Origin of the sequence: Gilliamella sp. W8126 (assembly GCF_016102185.1) — a bacterium.
Taxonomy (GTDB): domain Bacteria; phylum Pseudomonadota; class Gammaproteobacteria; order Enterobacterales; family Orbaceae; genus Gilliamella; species Gilliamella apis_A.
Genome location: NZ_JACFPE010000001.1, coordinates 381886 through 400800, shown reverse-complemented (window position 1 = coordinate 400800; position 18915 = coordinate 381886). Strand labels below are relative to the sequence as shown.

The window sequence follows — 18915 nt, the reverse complement described above, 5'->3', positions numbered from 1 at the left end:
ACCAATTTCGAAGAGGTTATTAGAGGATTTTTGGCTTTAAAAACCTTGTTCCTCAAATTTTTTATAATCGACCTTTATTATTTACTCTATGGTCAATCATTTCTTCATGATGAGATACCTTATTAAATTAATTTACCTAGAAATCTCAATTAATTATTGGTACGCATTTTTAGAATAATTGAATACTTTGCTCTTTTATCCAATAAGCAAAAACAATTACCTTTTTGAATAAAAAATCTCTATAAAATATCGACTAAAGAGTAAATTTATACCAGAGAAACTGAATAAAAAACAGCAAGAATAAAATTCAACTTTATTTTTTTAATTCAGATATGCAGATTAATGCTAGACAAATAATAGTACTTATAAAACCACTTAAAAAAATTTTAATTAGTTAAATACTAGGTATTATATTGGCTTTTTATCTTTTTTATGCAATATATTAATAAAAAACCAATACTCTAATAACTGTTAAAATACATCAAAAACTAACAGTGACTATAACTTGCATTTATTATATTTTAGGATTAACACAATTAACACTTAAGGTGTAACACAAGCAGCACGAATTTCAAATGCATTTAAATGAAGTACCCGAGTTTTTCCTTCAACCCGATATAAAAATGGTTTTCCTTCATTTTCAGGTAGCTCAGTATTTGTTGCTACATTATTCGTCCAATAATTATATGCATTCCAATCTGTTTCTGTATAAGTTTGGCAAAACATATTATGACCAGGATCATACAAATCATCTTCAGCCATACACCCCCATTCATTCGCAATTCCACCAATCCACTTTCTATTCTCCTGATAACTTAATTGTCGACGAGCATACGTTGCATACTCATTAATATAACCGCCAATCCAACCATCGTCAGGATTGGTATTGGAAAACTCATTCACATCTGGCAATCGATAACCACTACCTAAACTTTTACAATAATCCCTTGCCTTAGATTGATAACTTAAAGCTTCATCATTTGAACCAATAGGTGGTTCAAATCGAGTTTCATTATTAAAAACAATCTCAGGATTAGCAATAAACCAACGCATTAATTTAAATTCATAAATTAGCGTACTTTTATTACTATCAGCATATAATCTGAAAGTCATTGGTCTAAAATTCTTATCCGTAGAATTGAAACGTGGCCCGATTAAGGTTATTTTTATAGCAGGTTCAGCCAATCCATATGGTATCGGTCCATGCTCACCATGCTCCCATTCAGTGGTTTTACTTACACTTAATGATAAACTAACATTGCCCCCCTCTATAGATTGTACAGTACTGCCATTGGCAGCTAATACCGCTTCAGGTGTTATACCGCCTAATAGTAAATAAAAATACAATCCATGTGATCCGGTCGTTGGAAAGTTATTTTTAGTTATTGAAGTTTCACCTTGATAATTACCACTATTGGTTGCTCGTAATACCTTAATACCTTTACTTGGATACCCTCGATAATCCCCATAATCATGGACACTCTCGACTTGTGCGGCATCCCATAAAATGCCATCTATCTCATAATCACGACCGCCTAAACTAGCGTTATCAGGATACAAATTTGGCTGGGCATAACACACTTTTGGATCTAATTTTGGCGTTAAATAATAACTATGTGAACCTTCTTGAAAATGATTTGTATTGGGATCACCATAAGGTGTAGTTAACTCACTATTACTAGCGCTAATGGTTATTTTATGTACCCCATCACATAAATCCGGAATGGCATCAGGATGACTTTTCACCTTCGATGTAATATCTATAAATGCGTTTTTAGCATTAATATCTGCTACGGCAGGATTACGGGCTTCCCATTTTATCTTAATGTCACCTGTTGCGGTTGCGGTAATAAGGTCACTATCATCAAATCCATCACCATCATCATCAGCAAAATAATTATACGGTGCAGCAAGTAAATCCGTCATATTTATTACAGGAAACTGATTATTGCCTGATATAGGTAATGGAACAATCGTTTGTACACTGGCATATGTATTGTTCTTATCAAGTAACTCGATCGGATTGGTTATACTTGATACATCATTTTGCGGGGTTATCACAGTACCATTAGGTAATTTAATTGCCAGTAGCTCTTCTGTACTCGTTATTTTGTTGACACCATCATCTAGCGTTAAATATGGTGCACTACCTTTTATACTTTCTGTGGTAAATGAACTTAACGCGTATACAGGGCTAAATATAGTTGAAAAAGTCATAGAACATAAACAAATCTTTTTCAAGAATTTCACTATTGTTTGGCCAAATGAGGATGAATATTTGAGTAGTGTTTTATTAAACGTTGAATTTCGCTTTATTGGCTGATTAATGAATAATTGCTGTATTGAAGGGACGTGACTTGATATATTTTCTTTATTGGTCAATGTTGTATTAACAATTAAATTAGAAATAGCGCCTAAATAAGGGTATCTCAACATGCTCTTAATCCTTTAATTTATAATTTTTATCTAAAAATATGCAATCCTTGCAGAAAAAAGTATAGATATATTAGGTAATTATAGCAAATTCAGATTGGTAAATAATTGTTAAGACTTTTGTCATACCTACAAGGTAGTGAACGTTGGGTTAAATCTTGTACTAGAGTTGTTTATTTTCTAAACCACCTGCACGGTAGTGAACGGTGAAAGTAATGGAAATGTTAAAAGTTTATCATTTCTAAACTACCTACACGGTAGTGAACCTGTGGTTCTAACCCTGTTAATAATTACATTTTTTCTAAACTACCTACACGGTAGTGAACAAAATTGATAATTGATATAGCTGAAGCGCACATTTCTAAACTACCTACACGGTAGTGAACTTCCTTAGTTCTTTGGTAGCATTTGATGAAAATTTCTAAACTACCTACACGGTAGTGAACCAGCAACTAAGGCGCTTGAGATAGACCCCACATTTCTAAACTACCTACACGGTAGTGAACGAAAAAGCACTAAGTTATTTAACTCGCGCTTTTTTCTAAACTACCTACACGGTAGTGAACTAGAACACAACATACTATAAATGCAGTTGGCAAAAAGACAAAGCGTAATTTTACTATTAAAAACCCTTTTTTTGAGTAACTTTTTAATATTTTGATTTTTAATCATTTTATTTTAAGTCAAAAAAAAGGGTTAGAAATGGGTACAAATTTAAGTTTCAAAAAACCCCGTTCCTCAACTTTTTTAGTTCTTTTAGTTTCGGACGTTTTGTTGTTTGGTAGCTAGTTCTATATGGCGTTTACGTCCGAGTAAAGAGGGTTTGCGCGAACCCTCTTTACCAACTACCATGGCGACCGCGCAAGTGGTCACTAAGTGACTGCCTTTCCGCCTTCGTTCGCTGTTAACGCACCGACTGTGATTTGTTCCTGACAAACTACAGCCTTGCCAAACATCCCTGTTTGCCATGCTAATCTCTCTCAGTTGTCAGCACATTGCTAATGTCGCTAAATGAAGCACTCCAATCTGATTTTCTAGAAATAAACTTTTATATTTAGAGCTAACTTATTTTAGTTTTAAAGCCAATTTCAGTAAAATTGTGGCTAGATTTAGGCTTTAAAAAACCCCGTTCCTCAACTTTTTTAGTTCTTTTAGTTTCGGACGTTTTGTTGTTTGGTGATTAGTTCTATATGGCGTTTACGTCCGAGTAAAGAGGGTTTGCGCGAACCCTCTTTACCAACTCTCGCGGCGACCACCAAGTGGTCACTGCGTGACTGCCTTCCGTCTTCGTTCGCTTTTAACGCACCGGCTGTATTTGTTCCTGACAAAACACAGCCTTGCCAAACATCCCTGTTTGCCATGCTAACCTCGCTCAGTTGTCAGCACATTGCTAATGTCGCTAAATGAAGCACTCCAATCTGATTGTCTAGAAATAAACTTTTATATTTAGAGCGAACTGATTTTAGTTTTAAAGCCAATTTCAGTGAAATTGAGGCTAGATTTAGGTTTTAAAAAACCCCTTTCCTCAACTTTTTTGTTCTTTTAATTTCGGACGTTTTGTTGTTTAGTGGTTAGTTCTATATGGTGATTACGTCCGAGTAAAGAGCATTTGAGCGAACTCTCTTTATCAATTCACGCGGCGACTACGCAAATGGTCACAATGTAACTGCCTTCCGCCTTCGTTCGCTGTTAACGCACTGACTGTTATTTGTTCCTGACAAATTACAACCCAACCAAACATCCCTGTTTACCATGCTAATTTCTCTCAGTTGTCAGTAGGTTGTTGATGTCGCTAAACGATGATAAAAACAATACCGCATTATCTTTATTTACTAATAACAATAATTGACCCAACTATATAAATAGTAATTATTACTTAATTTAATCGATTAAGTTAAATTAAAATAGGAAGGATGATGAAAAACTTAAAAGTGATAGGACTTATATTAATAGCCGGATTAGGTTTGACAGAATGTGAAGAAAAGAATCAAGAGTATTATTTAAAACATATTGATTCTGCTAAAGAAAAATTAGAAGAATGTCGTAATGATTTAAATAAAGCTTTTAGACAAAATGCTGAGAAATTATTCGAAAAAATAAAAAATGATACCAAATGTCAAGCTGTAGAGAATGCTATTAAAGAAGATCGAATCCTAAAAGCTAAATTAGAACAAGAACGTAAAGCAGCTGAGGAAAAACTAGCTTTAGAAACAGAAATGGTAGCAATTAAAAACCAAATAGCGGACAAATCATGGCAAAAGTCAATCAATGAATATCTGAAAGTTGAAGGGTGTAATGTATTATTCTCCGCACCGTCTCCTAAATGTAAAGCTTGGGAAATTGTTTATAATGAGAAAGTTGATGAGGGTAAAAAAGAATTAAAACAACTTTCATTCGAAGCTATTAAAGAGCAAATGATGTCTCTATGTAAATTAGAGCAACGTCGAGGTTCAAATTGTGCCGTTGCTCAATCGGCTTTAGAAGAAAACGCCACTGAAGATCTGGCTAACGCCGATATTCAAACAATTGAATCACAAAAACCACTTTATTGTGCTGAAGATATCTACTCTTTAAAGGCCTTTAGAAAAAGTTGGGAAAAGCTTTTGATAGAGAAAACGCAAAACATATAAAATTCTTTACCAATAATGATGATGAATTTATTAAAACATTTAACTCATGTGCTGATAAAATCGCAGACATTGAAGCACAAAATTTAAAATGGAACGAAAAAAATACTTTAGAACGTAAAATAACAGGAACCTATCCTTGCTATCAAGCAAAGGAAGCTTATATTAAAAGAGGAATGGGTTATTCTGTCAATTTTGAAAAGAAAATTGCAAAATAATTAAAATTAGGTGCACATTTTAAGATGTAGTGCTTGTCAGTAAAACTCATGATAAGTTAATCTGATTACAAGACCGAGACAACTAACAACTCGGTCTTGTTTATAAGTTGAAAATAAAACTTGCCACACCTAATAGTTAAAATAAAGCTCTCTGATATATAAACAATTTACTGTCTTGATTTCAGTATCATTCCTATTGAGATATGGGTTATTAGATGTATTTTGATAAGATTCAATATTTTCTTTTAAACTATAAGCCATCTATGTCATCATAAAAAACAATAAATCAAAGCTTAAAAATACTTCACCCAAAATTGCAGATAAACGCATTCTGTTTTTTACTGCGTAGCATTAGTCTATTATTTAACAAATGATATTTCATTTTATAATATCATAGCTTTGTTATTTCTTACGCTTCTTGTCAATGTAAATAACATCTATTTTGAGTTAACGGATTTGATCAAGCATTGGTATCAATAATCCATAACATAGTTTAATAAAATGTTATTTTCTACAAGCTATAAACGCAAAATCATTACCTGCGAAATCACCCGGCGTACGAGGAGAAGGCAATAGTCCACCATCATGTAGGTAAATAATGAAGTATTGTGTATCAGAATTAGGATCTTTAGTAAAATAAGTCGTTTCATCCCACTCCCATTTAGAATTTGGATAAGTACGACGATTTATATATCCCCATTCAGGATAAAGTCCTTGATTAATAGCACGAGTAGAAAAATTCCATTTCCCATGACGTTGCCAATTAGGACCAACATTAACTACAGGTGAGTTAGAATAATCTTTGCGAGATGGGAATCCATCAATTCCACCACAAAATCGGTTAAATGCAGTACGCCAATCATAACTACCCACATTTTGAGGTTCTATCCAAACAGAAGTTGGATTAAATTTATAATCAAAATGTTTGTTAGGAGATGATTTTAATGTAGCTCGAATAACAATATCACCATTACCTTCTGGTGGTTTAGCTTTTAAAAGAACATTACCTGTTTGATCAACTGTTGCCACATTACCAGGATTAACTGCTACATTATAAGTATAACTATCTTGAGAATAATTCATTATTAATTGAAATTCTGCACCCGGGAAGCCTGTAGTAGGAAAGGGTTTATCTGAAACAATTGGCCTAGCTCTAAATCCTTTATCAACAATAAAATCTTCATTATAACCTCCTCCACTTTCGGGATCTGGTTTTATTGGGCCTGTATTCCATGGGTACATAGTCCCTTGAGCATCACTACCACGCCATTGATTTAAAGGTAAAACTTTAGTTGAATTTGGTTTCAGATAACATACATCACCTGTAGGTGCAATTTTATATATTTTAGTTATCTCTACTGACTCACTTTCATTTGGGTTACCATATTCAGAATAGGTTTTTACTGAAGTTTTTAATGTCAATGACAAAGGCATTGCATAATTGCTTCCACAACCTATGATATTACCTATATCACTATCAGGAATTTTTTCACCATTATTATCAAACCAATTGTAAACCGTTTGTTCAACGATAAATGGCTTATTATTACGAATATTATCACCATCAGAATCATCATAATTAGATGAATTATCTAAATCATTTTCAGTATAGTTCTTAATAATAAAATCACTAAATTTTGTTAAACCATCAAATTCGTTAATATCCGTATCGTTTAAATTATGAGAGCTTGAACTATAAAAAACACCATTTAAGATAAAACCATGTTTGTTTGAAGCAGCTTCTATATTAACAATTTTTGGTTTACTACCAATAATGGTATTTACGGTATTAGCTAAGATTGCTTGGCTTTTTTGACTAATGGTTAAAAAACATAACATTAACAAAAGTAAACAGTTTAGTTTATTACTAAAATTAACCAAATTTAAATAATTATTTAGGCAGGTTTCAAATTTAAATTTATTATACATCGTGACTACCATGTCAATTAACCTGATGTTTGATATAATTTTTTACTCATAAAAGGATAAATACCAATCTGATTTCGTATTAGGAATCGTCAGCAAGTATAGTGACAGAAGAAAATCTATGCAATAAATTTTAATATTTAACTATTAACTTTCATTAATATTATTAAATTAAGCATTTAAAATAAAGCTTTGGATTTTTACAAAAACTTGTCTAAACTTTTTGGATAACAAATGATACAAATAAAAAAGGGATTGTATTCAATCCCTTTTAAATCATACTTATTAGCCAGCTCGATAGTTAGGTGGCTCTTTGGTGATAAGAACATCATGAACATGACTTTCTTTCATACCCGCACCAGTTATACGATAAAACTTCGATTTTGTGCGAAGTTCATCGATAGTTCCACAGCCAGTTAATCCCATACATGAACGTAAACCACCCATTTGTTGGTGGATAATTTCTTTTAACAAGCCTTTATATGCGATTCGACCTTCAATACCTTCTGGTACTAACTTATCAGCAGCATTGTCAGATTGGAAATAACGATCAGATGACCCTTTTGCCATTGCCCCTAACGATCCCATACCACGATAAGATTTATAAGCACGACCTTGGAATAATTCAATCTCGCCGGGAGCTTCTTCTGTACCGGCAAACATTGAACCAACCATAACACAAGATGCGCCAGCAGCAATTGCTTTAGCGATATCACCTGAAAAACGAATACCGCCATCAGCAATAACAGGAATATTATGTTGTTTGGCTACCTCAACAGCATCCATAATCGCACTAATTTGTGGTACCCCTACCCCAGTAACAATACGTGTAGTACAAATTGAACCTGGCCCAATACCGACTTTGACTGCGCTTACTCCGGCATCAATCAGTGCTTTAGCACCTTCACCGGTTGCCACATTGCCACCAACAATTTGCAAGTTTGGATAAGCTTGTCTTGTTTGGCGAATACGTTCAAGTACACCTTCTGAATGACCATGCGATGAATCGATAAGTAACACATCAACACCCGCTTCTACCAATGCAGCAATACGTTCTTCATTACCTGCTCCTGCGCCAACAGCAGCGCCCACTCGTAAACGACCTTTTTCATCTTTACAAGCATTTGGTTTTTGTTCGGCTTTATTGTAGTCTTTGACTGTTATCATGCCTTTTAAGTGAAAACGATCATCAACAACTAATACTTTTTCAACACGGTGTTCATGCATCTTTTTCAAAACACTTTCCCGAGATTCTCCTTCTTTAACAGTAACTAAGCGTTCTTTAGGCGTCATTACGGCTGTAACAGATAGTGATAAATCAGTAGCAAATCGAACATCACGAGCAGTAATAATGCCAACTAATTCTTGCGATTCTGTTATAACAGGGAAACCAGCAAAACCATATTCTTTGGCTAGTTCAATCACTTCTTTAATCGTTGCTGTAGGTAATACTGATACGGGATCTTGTACGATTCCGCTTTCATGTTTTTTTACCCGTTTGACATGTTCAGCCTGAACTTCAATTGGCATATTTTTATGAATAAAACCAATACCACCTTCTTGAGCAAGTGCAATAGCAAGTTCGGCTTCGGTAACGGTATCCATTGCCGCAGATAACATTGGAATATTTAATTGGATGGTTTGCGTCAGTTGAGTTGTAATATTAGCAGTATTAGGTAAAACAGTTGAATGGGCTGGAACTAATAAAACATCATCGAACGTGAGGGCTTCTTTAACTATACGAGACATGACAATATTCACCATTGAGTTGAATTGTTGATAAAATATTGCCGATGTATTCTACTCACTTTCAATATAAAAGACCAGTAAAATTTTATATTTATATTTCAGCAGATAAGTATAGCGCAAACTAATCTCTGTTACTTCCCATCGCTTTTTTGTGCCATTAAGATGTAATTGACATCAACATTTTTACCTAAGCGAAATTGATTACTGAGCAAATGATACTCCATACCAATTATTCCTTTTACAGTCAAATTAGCTTGTTCAACCCAAGTCATTAATTCAGAAGGACGAATAAAACGATTAAAATCATGAGTACCTTTCGGCACTAAGCGTGCAATATATTCCGCACCATAAATCAACATTAATTTTGCTTTATGATTGCGGTTAATGGTCGATAAATAGAGTTGTCCATTAGGCTTAAGCAATTTTGCACAAGCATGAATAATTGAAAACGGATCGGGAACATGTTCTAACATTTCCATACAAGTAATAACATCATAGTGCGCAGGGAATTGTTCAGCATGCTGCTCTACTGTTTGATTCTGGTAGTTTATTTCTAAACTATTTTGCTCGGCATGTAATTTTGCCACTGCTAATGACTCTTCAGCAAGATCAATTGCAGTTACATTAGCCGCGAGTTTTGCAAGACTCTCTGACAAAATACCACCGCCACAGCCAACATCTAATACATGTTTTCCATTTAGATCACCTGACAATTGTTTTATATAATCTACTCGTAATGGATTAATAATATGTAATGGTTTGCATTGGCCGTTGGGATCCCACCATTGCGAAGCAAGTTTTGCAAACTTATCTATTTCGTTCAAATCGATGTTTTGTGTCATGGCTATTCTTTTTAGAGAAGTAAATATTTTATGTAATATATGCGATGGGCTGATGATTAGCAATATCAAAGATTTCATGCTCCCTTTTTCTCAACTTTTTGTCATATTGAATTGTTTTAGCTCACTAACGTTTAGAGGTTTAAATAATTTCTGAGGGGATTTTAATACAAAGGATATTTTCGAATAAGGGGTTACACACAGCCACTAGTTTTTGCCATCGACAGCGAAACTAGCTGGTCATTACGCGACTAGTTTTTTTCACGTTAATTATTTATAGATTATCAATTATTTGTTTTAGAACATAAATAGCCTTGTCAAAAAAGCATATTTGACATGACCTTCAATCTCTTTCGTCAACATAATGTAATGACTTAAAATTTAAATCTACCTACACGGCAGTGAACTGAATTTTTATCCATTAAATATGTGTTAATCGTTTCTAAACTACCTACACGGCAGTGAACGAGCGGTAAAAAAATCGGGCGATACAATGACATTTCTAAACTACCTACACGGCAGTGAACATTTTAGTATATTAAGGCACTTCTAAGCCGTATTTCTAAACTACCTACACGGCAGTGAACGTATCGGTAAATTTGTTCGATTACAGGAAATATTTCTAAACTACCTACACGGCAGTGAACAGGCGATCGAATCAGCAAATGATTTAATTCACTTTCTAAACTACCTACACGGCAGTGAACTAGATGTAATGATTCACTGATAATAAAAATTAGGGAATATATAAAAATTTGCGGGAATAAATGGGATTAAGCTTGGTGGTGAAAGGGATTGTAGAGAATTGAAAAAAATAAAACGGCTAAAAAGTCAAAATGAAAATAGAATATAAAACGGCTTGAATTTTCGTTGAATATAGTAAAGCGAGTCAGCCGTTTAAATTGCATTTAAAAATAATTTAAAAATCTATTTTTTTGATAATACTCTTTCTAGTTTTGCAATTACTTTAAAGCTTGGTTCTTCTTTTGGGGTTACGGTAAATGTGTCGTAATGCTGATTATCACTTATAACGTTATACGATGCTTGGACTGGATTATATTGCAGTCTTTTTACCATTATAACGCCATTGAATAATATAATATAAATACCATCTAGCACTTTTGATTGTTCTGTATCATTGTGAATACTAACCAACAATGTGTCCCCGTTCTTAATTGTGTCTGACATGCTATCGTCTATCGCTGTGAGAGTTGCTAGCTTAACGTTTGATAACCCTTGTCTCTCAATGAACTCATTAGATAATATTATCCATGCTTTACCGTTAGTTGATATTTTGATATTTTCGATATTTGACGTGTCAACTTTTAGCTCACTAATTATTGTATGGTCTTTGAAAAAATCATCCACGGGCTTTTTTAATTGTCGGTTTTCATCCATATTATAATCTTCAATAAATTCATCCATTTTTTTATTTCGCTTATTTAGAATGGCTGATACCTCATACTCATAGACTCGCCCTTTTACTCCTGAAACTCTTCGGCGTACCCAATTTTCAGTTTTTGCTTTATAAGTTACACCTTGAATTGTAGACGGCATTCCATACTTTCCTACGATATCTTTCAATTGAATCCACAACTCTTTCATTCAAGCCCCTTTAATTTAAAGAACTCTTTACATCAAAAAATAAAATTTTATATTGAGTTTTGTTTAATATAAACAAAAATATAAAAAGATATTTGCAAATAAAGCACGCTTTTTTGATTTAAAGAGTATTGATTTAAAATTTAATTTGATTTAAAGTATCTTTAAATCAAACCGTAACACAACTTAAAAACATTGTGATTTAACTTTATATATTTACATAAATCTAGGGAGAAATAAACATGAGCAAAAAAGATTGGCATCCAGAAGATATTAAATGTGCACTTCGTAAAAAAAGGATTTCTTTAAGATCGCTTTCAATAAAGGCTGGACTTGCACCGTGCACATTAAATAATGCTTTGAGGATATCTTACCCTAAAGCTGAACGCATTATTGCGGAAGCTCTTGATTTAGACCCTAGAGATATCTGGCCATCCCGTTATCAATATAAATAAGGGTGTATTTATGTGGATTACAGCACAAGATTTAATACAAGTTTCAGGAATGCCAACAACGGTTCAGGGGATTGCATACAAAGCAAAATCTGAGGATTGGGAGCGACGCAGGGTCGAGGGGGTTAAAGGTAGGGTTTATGAATACAATGTCTCTTCTTTGTCTATCTATGACCAAGCTCGTATTTTGAAATCGAAAAACAAAATCATGATTAGCGATCAGATTTTAGATAAACCCGAACCAAAAGAGAAAAGCTATAGTGCTGATGCCCTTTGGGCGAAATGGGAAAAGGCAACTGATAAGCAAAAAGACAAAGCTAAAATCAAAGTTGGGGTTGTCCTTGCTGTTAAAGCTATTGTTGATGCTGGCACTAGCCCAGTAGAAGCATTTGATGTTGTCGCTCAAAGTCATGGATGCAATCCATCTGCTGCTCGTCGTTGGTATTATACAGCAATTAAAGTTGAGCAGCATGATTATCTTCCAATATTGCTAGATCGGCATGCAGATCGAAATTATTTATCTCGTCAGTGTGAAATGACCGCAGAGGCATGGGATTTTTTTGTTGCCAATTATTTTCGTCCTGAACAGCCTGCATTCAATATGTGTTATCAGATGTTATGTGATGCAGCCAAGGAAAATCAATGGACGATTCCTCATAAATCTAGCCTTAGACGTAAAGTCGAACGTGAAATAACACCACAGCAGAAAATCCTATGGCGCAAGGGCGAGCATGCACTAATGCAGTTGTATCCTGCTCAACAACGTAGCGTTATTGAGCTTGATGCGCTTGAATGGATTAACGGAGATGGTTACCTGCATAACGTGTTTGTTAAATGGCATAACGGCGAGGTTTTACGCCCTAAAACATGGATTTGGCAAGATGTTCGTACCCGCAAAATTTTAGCTTACTACTGTGATATTTCAGAGAATAGCGATTCAATTCGTCTATCGCTATCCGATGTGATTGAAAATTTCGGCATACCAAAACATATCACTATCGATAACACGCGAGCGGCAGCAAATAAATGGTTGACTGGTGGCGTGCCAAATCGCTATCGATTCAAAGTCAAACCCGACGAACCAATTGGGATTATACCGATGTTGGGTATTCAGCTCCACTGGTCAAGTGTGATTTTTGGTAAGGGACACGGTCAAGCCAAACCCGTGGAAAGGGCTTTCTCGCACGGAGGGCTGGGTGAGCTTGTTGATAAGCACCCGCTTCTTGCGGGCGCATATACGGGAGCAAACGTACTTGAAAAGCCTGATAACTATAACAGCAAGAATGCTGTTGATGTTGATGTTTTTTTAAAGGCATTGGAACAAGGTATTGCTATGTTTAACAGCAAACCGAACCGTAATACCGAAGTCTGTGGTGGTGTGATGTCATTTGATGATGCATTTAATGCTAGCTATCAATCAAGTGTTATTAAAAAAGCTACAGCAGAACAACGCCGATTATTGTTACTTCCTTCGGAAGCGGTAACTGTTCGCTTTGATGGCACGTTTACAATTGATGCTGGCGGCTCAATTCGTGGCGCTAAAAATCGCTACTACAATGAAAAATTAATCGGCATTCGGCCTAATAAAATTGTTATTCGGTTTGACCCTCGCAATCTACACGACAGTGTGCTTGTTTATACGTTAGATGGCCGCTTTATTTGTGATGCTGAGTGTTTAGAACGTGTTGCATTCGGTGATACGCAAGCAGCTCGTGAGCATAAACGTCAGCGCACGCAGTTTGTTAAACGTCACAAGGGCGCAGCTGAAAATCAAAAACGTATGTCGATTTTAGAAGTTCAATCGCTCATGCCTGATATTGAATTGTCAGAAAAACCAGATTCAAAAGTCATAGAGATTTTAAAAGCCAGTCAATCAATAAGAGGAATTGAGGTAGATGTCGACACTGACAGGCCAAAGGCGGATGTACTTGATTTTGATTCAGCGTTTGAAATCGGTTTAAAAAAATTAGCAACTAGAAATGAGGATTAGATCATGTTTACTGGTATTAGAAATGAAATAAAAGCGGCTGTTGAAAATGGTGCGAAATATAGCGCTATTGCGAAACAAAGTGACGTTTCACCAGCTGCACTCAGTCAGTTTATGAATGATTTGTACGTTGGCGATAATCAGAAAATTGCTGATAAGTTGGCTGTCTGGCTTGATAACAAAAAGAAAGCAAACAACTTGAAAACTGTACCAAGTTTTGTTGAAACGCCAACCAGTAAAAAAATTTTTAATGCGCTTGATTATGCAAAAATCGCTGGCTGTTTTGTTGTTGTGTATGGCAATAGTGGTGTTGGTAAAACTAACGCAATCACTGAATACGCTAAACAGCCAAATACTTGGCTTATCACTGTCCGCCCTTCATCATCAAAACTCATTGAATGTTTATATGACATCGCTTGCGAACTTAATATTGATTATACGCCTAAAAGATTAGCGACATTAAGTAGCAGTATTTGTAAAAAGCTTCGTGAAACAAAAGGGTTACTGATAATCGATGAAGCAGACCACCTGCCTTATGATGCTCTCGAAGAGATTCGCTTGATTCAAGAGATGACAGGAGTCGGGGTTGTCCTTTGTGGTAATCATCAAATTTATTCTAAGCTTTCTGGGAATGGTTCAAGAAAAACTGATTTTGCCAGATTGTTTTCTCGTATAGCCAAAAAGGTCGCAATTTTAAATACAACAGCTGGTGATATTGATGCAATTGCAGACGCATGGGGTATTGAAGGCGCGCGTGAAAGAAGGCTTGTGCACGAACTAGGCAAGAAGGCTGGTGCACTTCGTATTATAAAAATGACGTTATCGCTAGCTGCAATTCTTGCAAACAGCAGTAACACATCAATCAATGAAACACATATCAATGCGGCAATTAGAGATTTAGAGGGAGTGTAATTATGCAGACACAGCAAACAAAAGAACAAAAAATGCGTCCCTATACGGGCGGTGAAATAGCACTAACAATGAATGATGTATCGATAATTGTAACGGAGTTAGCAAACGAGGGTTTTTTAGTTAATAAGGTTGTGATAGGCAATGCTCAGCGTCCCACTATTTTTTTATTTAGTAATGATAAGTGCCGTGACTTGATATCATCAGGTAAAGCATCGTATCAACACTTCAATAATGTTACATCCATTAAGCAAGGTGTTTTTGAGTATTCGGGCTGTCGTGTGGTGTGGTCTGAAAGCTTGATTTAATTTTTTGGGTGAACGAATGGGCAGAAAAAGAATTTAAGGAAAGAAAAATGAACAAGAATAAATTTGGCAAACAATACACTGATGAAACGGTAATCGCGGGATATTGGAAAGACGCAAAAGGTGCATTAATTCCCAAGGAAGTGATTAAAGATATTGATATGGAGCGTGAAATCGTTGTCGCTGATATTATTGAACATGCCAAAACTCTTAATAAGGAGTTGGCATTATTCAAAGCTAAAGCTTTTGGTGACATATCCTTTTTTGTAGAACTATCAGCCGATTGTTACGGCGTTAATATTGGAGGTAAAAAAGGCAATATCACTTTGTTTAGTTTTGATGGTAAATATAAAATCCAGCGCTCAATGCATGATTGTATCGCCCCAAATGAGTGCGTTTTAGCAGCAAAACAACTAATCATTGATTGCGTTAATGGATGGACTGAAAATGCAAGACCAGAATTGAAAGCGGTGGTCAACAGAGCTTTTACAACCGATAAAGATGGTAGTCTGAAATTGGGTCGGTTGCTTGAATTACGTCGCCTTGACATTAAAGATGAGCGTTGGCAAAAAGCGATGGATGCACTAACAGACTCATTACAGGTCGTTGGGAGCCGTTCTTACATCCGTGTTTATGAACGCATTGGCGATAGTAACGAGTATCGACCGATTACGCTAGATATTGCTGGAGTTTGATATGACGAGATCGCAATTAATTAAACTTATTCATATAGCCAAGCTTTCGCTTGGCTTAGATGATGAAACGTACCGCGCCTTGCTTGTCACTGAAACTAAAAAAAACACATGTTCAAAAATGCTAAAGCATGAACTTGAAAAAGTTTATGATGCTTTGAAGCGGAAAGGTTTTAATTACTCAGGTGTAAAAAAGGGGGCTGCACAAGCTGTCAAAACCGCAGATTGGCGAGGTGACATTAAAAAGATTCGCGCCATTTGGATTACCATGGGGCATCAAGGGTTTATTTCTGATTCACGTGATAATGCGCTTGATGCATTCGTCGAACGCATGACAAAAAAATTTACTGGCGGACTTGGCATTAAAACTCTTGCGTGGCTTGACTCTAATTTAGCTCAGCATGTTTTAGAATCTTTGAAGAACTGGCATACCCGTGAAATGGTTGATAAATTTTTGTTAGTCAGCAATGTAAGCTATCAAAATAATGTGCTTTATTTGCCAGATGGCACATCATACAGCGGGTATGATGAAATTAGAAAGCTTTATGAAGATGTGCTTAAAAAGAAATATAAAGAGAGGCAAAAATGAAATTAGGACGCTGCCCCATTTGTCATAGCGATATTCATCTTGACGCACTGATTGAAGATGAAGCTGGACGTGAAGTTATGTCAATGCTACTTAAATTTACACATAATTGCGCTCGTCCGCTTGTTGCTTATTTGGGTTTATTCCGCCCTGCTAAATCAAATCTTAGCAATTCAAGAACGGCCAAGCTAATGCAAGAAGTTCTTGAGCAATTCAAACCCAGCCGTCACTTATCTCACGCATTAAACGAAACAGTCAAACAAATTCAGAAAAAACGAGCAAGTGCTAATGAAATTAAACCGCTTGCAAATCATAATTATTTAAAAACAGTTTATAATTCAACTTCACACTTATTTTTATATACTGAAACAAGCAAAGAAACAACCCAAACAAAAGAAAGCAACGAAGTTTATTTTGAACAGATGTATTGTGCCAAAGCTGATTTTTCAAAAATCAATGTTGAAGGTGCGATGGAATGGTACAAAAAAAGGAGAGCAAAAGATGAGCGGAGATAATTTTAGCTTATTCGATGACGACCATGCTGCGCTTGGCGAGTTGATTGATAATATAGGTAACTTATCTTCTGAAGAGTGTAAGAGAGCGTGGCCAAGGATTTTAGCTGACATTGTTGATTTATTTCTTGCTGAGTTAATGCGTTCTGGAATGAACATAAATGACGCTACAAAATATGCGCCAAAGCTTGCTGCGACTTTGGGACATTACTTTGGTGGACGCTCATATTATATTCCAACTGGCGAGACGTTAAAGCTGGCATTGCGTGACAACATGCTTTTTCATGATTATCAGCGTGGCAACGGTGATATAAAAAAACTTGCAGAAAAATATAAATTAACAGACAGTCGAATTTATCTTATTATCAGGGAGCAAGTTGCACTTCATAGGAAACGATTTCAAATGGATATGTTTGGAGAAAAAAAATGAAGAAATATCTATTTATGTTATTTTTAATCTTCTCTTTTAATTGTGGTGCTGAGCAATTAATTTTTTGCCATGATGATGACATCATGGAGTCGGCAACGAAATTATTTGATGCACTAACACCTAAAAAAACAAATGACGAACAAATTAAAATGCACTCTGGCTGGGCTTTGGATTTTAATGAAGAAAGAAATTTATTGTCATGCCAAGCTACTTTGCAAACAATAAATAAAAAGACCAAAACAATAGAAGAAAAGCTAGTTTATTTTGATGTTCAGCAATATGATAAAAATGATTATAAAATCATTTTAAAATAGCCTGTATTCATTAAGCTAGCTACAATTGAAACTCTACAAACCCAACTAATCTTCAATCCCCTTTATCCTTTAATTATTAAAACAATTAAAGGATAAAAAATGGGAAACCAATTATCACCTCACTTTAAAAAATCCGAGTTCATGTGTAAATGTGGCTGCGGCAATGTTTTATATGCATATGAATTACTAGATGTGCTTGAAGATGTACGTGAGCATTTCAATGTGCCAGTTATCATTAATAGTGCTTATCGCTGCCTTACCCACAATAAAGCTGTTGGTGGTTCACCTCTTAGTCAACACATGAACGGAAATGCGGCCGACATTGTCGTTAGAGGCATTAATCCAAAATATGTTGCCGACTATCTAGAATCAAAGTACCCAGATAAATACGGTCTAGGCCGCTATAAATCATTTACTCATATTGATGTACGCAAAAACCGTAGTCGTTGGGGTGCTAATTAATGATTGAGTCAGCTCACTCAATTAATGATTACGTAAAAATATATCCTATTTTACGTAACCAAAGATTTTTAGAGCTTTTTGAGTTTGCTCGAGAGTGCGTAATGAACCGAGCAATAAATGGAGATAATTATAAGGTAGTTCCGTTTTACAGTTATGACGCCACTTATCAATCCGTTTTTACAAAAGGTTGGCTAAGCGTTAGTGAGCAAGATATTAGATTGCAAAAAGCGCTTATGAGGAAATCAAAACATGAAAAAAATAATTGAATTAATTACTAACCCAAAAACTGGCAAATTATCATCATCTGATTGTGCTATCTGTTTGGCATTTGTTGTATCTAGCATCGTGGTGCTTTACCAGTGCTTTAATTATCAGCAAAACGAGTTGCTACTTGGTACTTATTTGGCAGCATGGGTTGCACAATCACAAGCGAGCAAGCGGGCAGCAATTAAGCGTGATCTTGATCGTGATATTGAATTGAAGGATGATTCTGATGATTAAATTTTTTAAAAACTTATCACCAGCTGTAATTGCACTTATTGCCCTTTCGATAATTAGTTTTTATTGGATGCACCAAAGCCAAAAATTGGAGACCGAAATTGCAACGTTAAAAGAGAATTATGCTAGCGAAATGTTGGCAGTTGCTAACGCTCATAAAATCGAGTTACAGCGGCAATCGTCACTTAATGATGAATTAACTCGCCAGTTATTCGAAAAACAAAACCAAATCACAGAACAGTTACAACAATTAGAGAACACGATTGATGATGCGATTAAAAAAGATGGTAATGCTTATAACGGCATTGGTGTTGACAGCTTGTGCATCTACAAAAGAGCCTACGGTTACGATTGTAAATAATAAGCCGCCAACA

The 18915-nt window shown here is 35.3% G+C and carries 21 protein-coding genes and 2 CRISPR repeat arrays; of the genes, 15 read left to right on the top strand and 6 right to left on the bottom strand.

Annotation, left to right across the window (positions count from 1 at the left end):
* Positions 1 to 543 precede the first annotated feature (543 nt).
* Positions 544 to 2436, bottom strand: a complete 1893-nt coding sequence (locus tag H3S74_RS01800; RefSeq protein ID WP_198247084.1) for a hypothetical protein — start codon at positions 2434 to 2436, stop codon at positions 544 to 546.
* 114 nt (positions 2437 to 2550) lie between these two features.
* A CRISPR array of direct repeats spans positions 2551 to 2999; the repeat unit is 28 nt; unit sequence TTTCTAAACTACCTACACGGTAGTGAAC.
* Between the two features lie 585 nt (positions 3000 to 3584).
* Positions 3585 to 3794, bottom strand: a complete 210-nt coding sequence (locus H3S74_RS01795; protein ID WP_110448070.1) for a hypothetical protein — start codon at positions 3792 to 3794, stop codon at positions 3585 to 3587.
* A gap of 555 nt (positions 3795 to 4349) precedes the next feature.
* Here H3S74_RS01795 and H3S74_RS01790 point away from each other — a divergent pair.
* Positions 4350 to 5063 carry a hypothetical protein gene (locus H3S74_RS01790; protein ID WP_198247083.1) on the top strand — a complete coding sequence of 238 codons (714 nt, stop codon included), beginning with the start codon at positions 4350 to 4352 and terminating at the stop codon, positions 5061 to 5063.
* Positions 5024 to 5278, top strand: a complete 255-nt coding sequence (locus H3S74_RS01785; protein ID WP_198247082.1) for a hypothetical protein — start codon at positions 5024 to 5026, stop codon at positions 5276 to 5278. Before H3S74_RS01790 ends, H3S74_RS01785 begins: the two co-directional genes overlap by 40 nt.
* Before the next feature lie 504 nt (positions 5279 to 5782).
* Here the strand turns inward: H3S74_RS01785 and H3S74_RS01780 are convergent.
* From H3S74_RS01780 to H3S74_RS01765, 4 genes are all read right to left on the bottom strand, one after another.
* Positions 5783 to 7207 (bottom strand): hypothetical protein, encoded by a 1425-nt coding sequence (locus H3S74_RS01780; RefSeq protein WP_198247081.1) that lies wholly within the window; start codon positions 7205 to 7207, stop codon positions 5783 to 5785.
* Between the two features lie 282 nt (positions 7208 to 7489).
* Positions 7490 to 8953 (bottom strand): IMP dehydrogenase, encoded by a 1464-nt coding sequence (guaB, locus tag H3S74_RS01775; RefSeq protein ID WP_198247080.1) that lies wholly within the window; start codon positions 8951 to 8953, stop codon positions 7490 to 7492.
* A 131-nt stretch (positions 8954 to 9084) separates the two neighbouring features.
* Entirely contained in the window at positions 9085 to 9795 is a 711-nt protein-coding gene (gene ubiG, locus H3S74_RS01770; RefSeq protein ID WP_198247079.1) for a bifunctional 2-polyprenyl-6-hydroxyphenol methylase/3-demethylubiquinol 3-O-methyltransferase UbiG, read from the bottom strand.
* Positions 9796 to 10171: 376 nt separating this feature from the next.
* A CRISPR array of direct repeats spans positions 10172 to 10499; the repeat unit is 28 nt; unit sequence TTTCTAAACTACCTACACGGCAGTGAAC.
* 220 nt (positions 10500 to 10719) lie between these two features.
* A complete protein-coding gene (locus H3S74_RS01765) occupies positions 10720 to 11397 on the bottom strand; it encodes a S24 family peptidase (RefSeq protein ID WP_198247078.1) in 678 nt (225 codons plus the stop codon).
* Between the two features lie 239 nt (positions 11398 to 11636).
* Here H3S74_RS01765 and H3S74_RS01760 point away from each other — a divergent pair, with 239 nt between their 5' ends.
* From H3S74_RS01760 to H3S74_RS01700, 13 genes are all read left to right on the top strand, one after another.
* Positions 11637 to 11849 carry a helix-turn-helix transcriptional regulator gene (locus tag H3S74_RS01760; protein ID WP_198247077.1) on the top strand — a complete coding sequence of 71 codons (213 nt, stop codon included), beginning with the start codon at positions 11637 to 11639 and terminating at the stop codon, positions 11847 to 11849.
* A 10-nt stretch (positions 11850 to 11859) separates the two neighbouring features.
* Positions 11860 to 13836 carry a transposase domain-containing protein gene (locus H3S74_RS01755; protein ID WP_198247076.1) on the top strand — a complete coding sequence of 659 codons (1977 nt, stop codon included), beginning with the start codon at positions 11860 to 11862 and terminating at the stop codon, positions 13834 to 13836.
* 3 nt (positions 13837 to 13839) lie between these two features.
* Complete coding sequence (locus H3S74_RS01750) at positions 13840 to 14745, top strand: AAA family ATPase (RefSeq protein WP_198247075.1); 906 nt, start codon at positions 13840 to 13842, stop codon at positions 14743 to 14745.
* 2 nt (positions 14746 to 14747) lie between these two features.
* Positions 14748 to 15050: a hypothetical protein gene (locus H3S74_RS01745; RefSeq protein ID WP_198247074.1), complete on the top strand. Its 303-nt coding sequence runs from the start codon at positions 14748 to 14750 to the stop codon at positions 15048 to 15050.
* Positions 15051 to 15097: 47 nt separating this feature from the next.
* Entirely contained in the window at positions 15098 to 15742 is a 645-nt protein-coding gene (locus tag H3S74_RS01740; RefSeq protein WP_198247073.1) for a DUF3164 family protein, read from the top strand.
* A 1-nt stretch (position 15743) separates the two neighbouring features.
* The gene (locus H3S74_RS01735) at positions 15744 to 16328 is read left to right on the top strand and encodes a gp16 family protein (protein WP_198247072.1); all 585 of its coding nucleotides are present in this window, start codon (positions 15744 to 15746) and stop codon (positions 16326 to 16328) included.
* Positions 16325 to 16840, top strand: a complete 516-nt coding sequence (locus tag H3S74_RS01730) for a hypothetical protein (RefSeq protein ID WP_198247071.1) — start codon at positions 16325 to 16327, stop codon at positions 16838 to 16840. The genes H3S74_RS01735 and H3S74_RS01730 overlap by 4 nt, the downstream gene beginning before the upstream one ends.
* Entirely contained in the window at positions 16827 to 17267 is a 441-nt protein-coding gene (locus tag H3S74_RS01725) for a Mor transcription activator family protein (protein WP_198247070.1), read from the top strand. Before H3S74_RS01730 ends, H3S74_RS01725 begins: the two co-directional genes overlap by 14 nt.
* A complete protein-coding gene (locus tag H3S74_RS01720) occupies positions 17264 to 17581 on the top strand; it encodes a hypothetical protein (RefSeq protein WP_198247069.1) in 318 nt (105 codons plus the stop codon). Before H3S74_RS01725 ends, H3S74_RS01720 begins: the two co-directional genes overlap by 4 nt.
* 99 nt (positions 17582 to 17680) lie before the next feature.
* Positions 17681 to 18043: a D-Ala-D-Ala carboxypeptidase family metallohydrolase gene (locus H3S74_RS01715; RefSeq protein WP_198247068.1), complete on the top strand. Its 363-nt coding sequence runs from the start codon at positions 17681 to 17683 to the stop codon at positions 18041 to 18043.
* Positions 18043 to 18309, top strand: a complete 267-nt coding sequence (locus H3S74_RS01710) for a hypothetical protein (RefSeq protein ID WP_198247067.1) — start codon at positions 18043 to 18045, stop codon at positions 18307 to 18309. The genes H3S74_RS01715 and H3S74_RS01710 overlap by 1 nt, the downstream gene beginning before the upstream one ends.
* Positions 18293 to 18544, top strand: coding sequence for a hypothetical protein (locus H3S74_RS01705; RefSeq protein WP_198247066.1), 252 nt, complete (start codon positions 18293 to 18295; stop codon positions 18542 to 18544). Before H3S74_RS01710 ends, H3S74_RS01705 begins: the two co-directional genes overlap by 17 nt.
* The gene (locus H3S74_RS01700) at positions 18537 to 18902 is read left to right on the top strand and encodes a hypothetical protein (protein WP_198247065.1); all 366 of its coding nucleotides are present in this window, start codon (positions 18537 to 18539) and stop codon (positions 18900 to 18902) included. Before H3S74_RS01705 ends, H3S74_RS01700 begins: the two co-directional genes overlap by 8 nt.
* Positions 18903 to 18915: the final 13 nt, after the last annotated feature.

Bases quoted from the DNA above. Each gene is read 5' to 3' on its own strand.
- H3S74_RS01800 (WP_198247084.1), bottom strand. From the start codon at position 2,436: ATGTTGAGATACCCTTATTTAGGCGCTATTTCTAATTTAATTGTTAAT.
- H3S74_RS01795 (WP_110448070.1), bottom strand. From the start codon at position 3,794: ATGGCAAACAGGGATGTTTGGCAAGGCTGTGTTTTGTCAGGAACAAAT.
- H3S74_RS01790 (WP_198247083.1), top strand. From the start codon at position 4,350: ATGAAAAACTTAAAAGTGATAGGACTTATATTAATAGCCGGATTAGGT.
- H3S74_RS01780 (WP_198247081.1), bottom strand. From the start codon at position 7,207: ATGTATAATAAATTTAAATTTGAAACCTGCCTAAATAATTATTTAAAT.
- guaB (WP_198247080.1), bottom strand. From the start codon at position 8,953: ATGTCTCGTATAGTTAAAGAAGCCCTCACGTTCGATGATGTTTTATTA.
- ubiG (WP_198247079.1), bottom strand. From the start codon at position 9,795: ATGACACAAAACATCGATTTGAACGAAATAGATAAGTTTGCAAAACTT.
- H3S74_RS01765 (WP_198247078.1), bottom strand. From the start codon at position 11,397: ATGAAAGAGTTGTGGATTCAATTGAAAGATATCGTAGGAAAGTATGGA.
- H3S74_RS01760 (WP_198247077.1), top strand. From the start codon at position 11,637: ATGAGCAAAAAAGATTGGCATCCAGAAGATATTAAATGTGCACTTCGT.
- H3S74_RS01755 (WP_198247076.1), top strand. From the start codon at position 11,860: ATGTGGATTACAGCACAAGATTTAATACAAGTTTCAGGAATGCCAACA.
- H3S74_RS01750 (WP_198247075.1), top strand. From the start codon at position 13,840: ATGTTTACTGGTATTAGAAATGAAATAAAAGCGGCTGTTGAAAATGGT.
- H3S74_RS01745 (WP_198247074.1), top strand. From the start codon at position 14,748: ATGCAGACACAGCAAACAAAAGAACAAAAAATGCGTCCCTATACGGGC.
- H3S74_RS01740 (WP_198247073.1), top strand. From the start codon at position 15,098: ATGAACAAGAATAAATTTGGCAAACAATACACTGATGAAACGGTAATC.
- H3S74_RS01735 (WP_198247072.1), top strand. From the start codon at position 15,744: ATGACGAGATCGCAATTAATTAAACTTATTCATATAGCCAAGCTTTCG.
- H3S74_RS01730 (WP_198247071.1), top strand. From the start codon at position 16,325: ATGAAATTAGGACGCTGCCCCATTTGTCATAGCGATATTCATCTTGAC.
- H3S74_RS01725 (WP_198247070.1), top strand. From the start codon at position 16,827: ATGAGCGGAGATAATTTTAGCTTATTCGATGACGACCATGCTGCGCTT.
- H3S74_RS01720 (WP_198247069.1), top strand. From the start codon at position 17,264: ATGAAGAAATATCTATTTATGTTATTTTTAATCTTCTCTTTTAATTGT.
- H3S74_RS01715 (WP_198247068.1), top strand. From the start codon at position 17,681: ATGGGAAACCAATTATCACCTCACTTTAAAAAATCCGAGTTCATGTGT.
- H3S74_RS01710 (WP_198247067.1), top strand. From the start codon at position 18,043: ATGATTGAGTCAGCTCACTCAATTAATGATTACGTAAAAATATATCCT.
- H3S74_RS01705 (WP_198247066.1), top strand. From the start codon at position 18,293: ATGAAAAAAATAATTGAATTAATTACTAACCCAAAAACTGGCAAATTA.
- H3S74_RS01700 (WP_198247065.1), top strand. From the start codon at position 18,537: ATGATTAAATTTTTTAAAAACTTATCACCAGCTGTAATTGCACTTATT.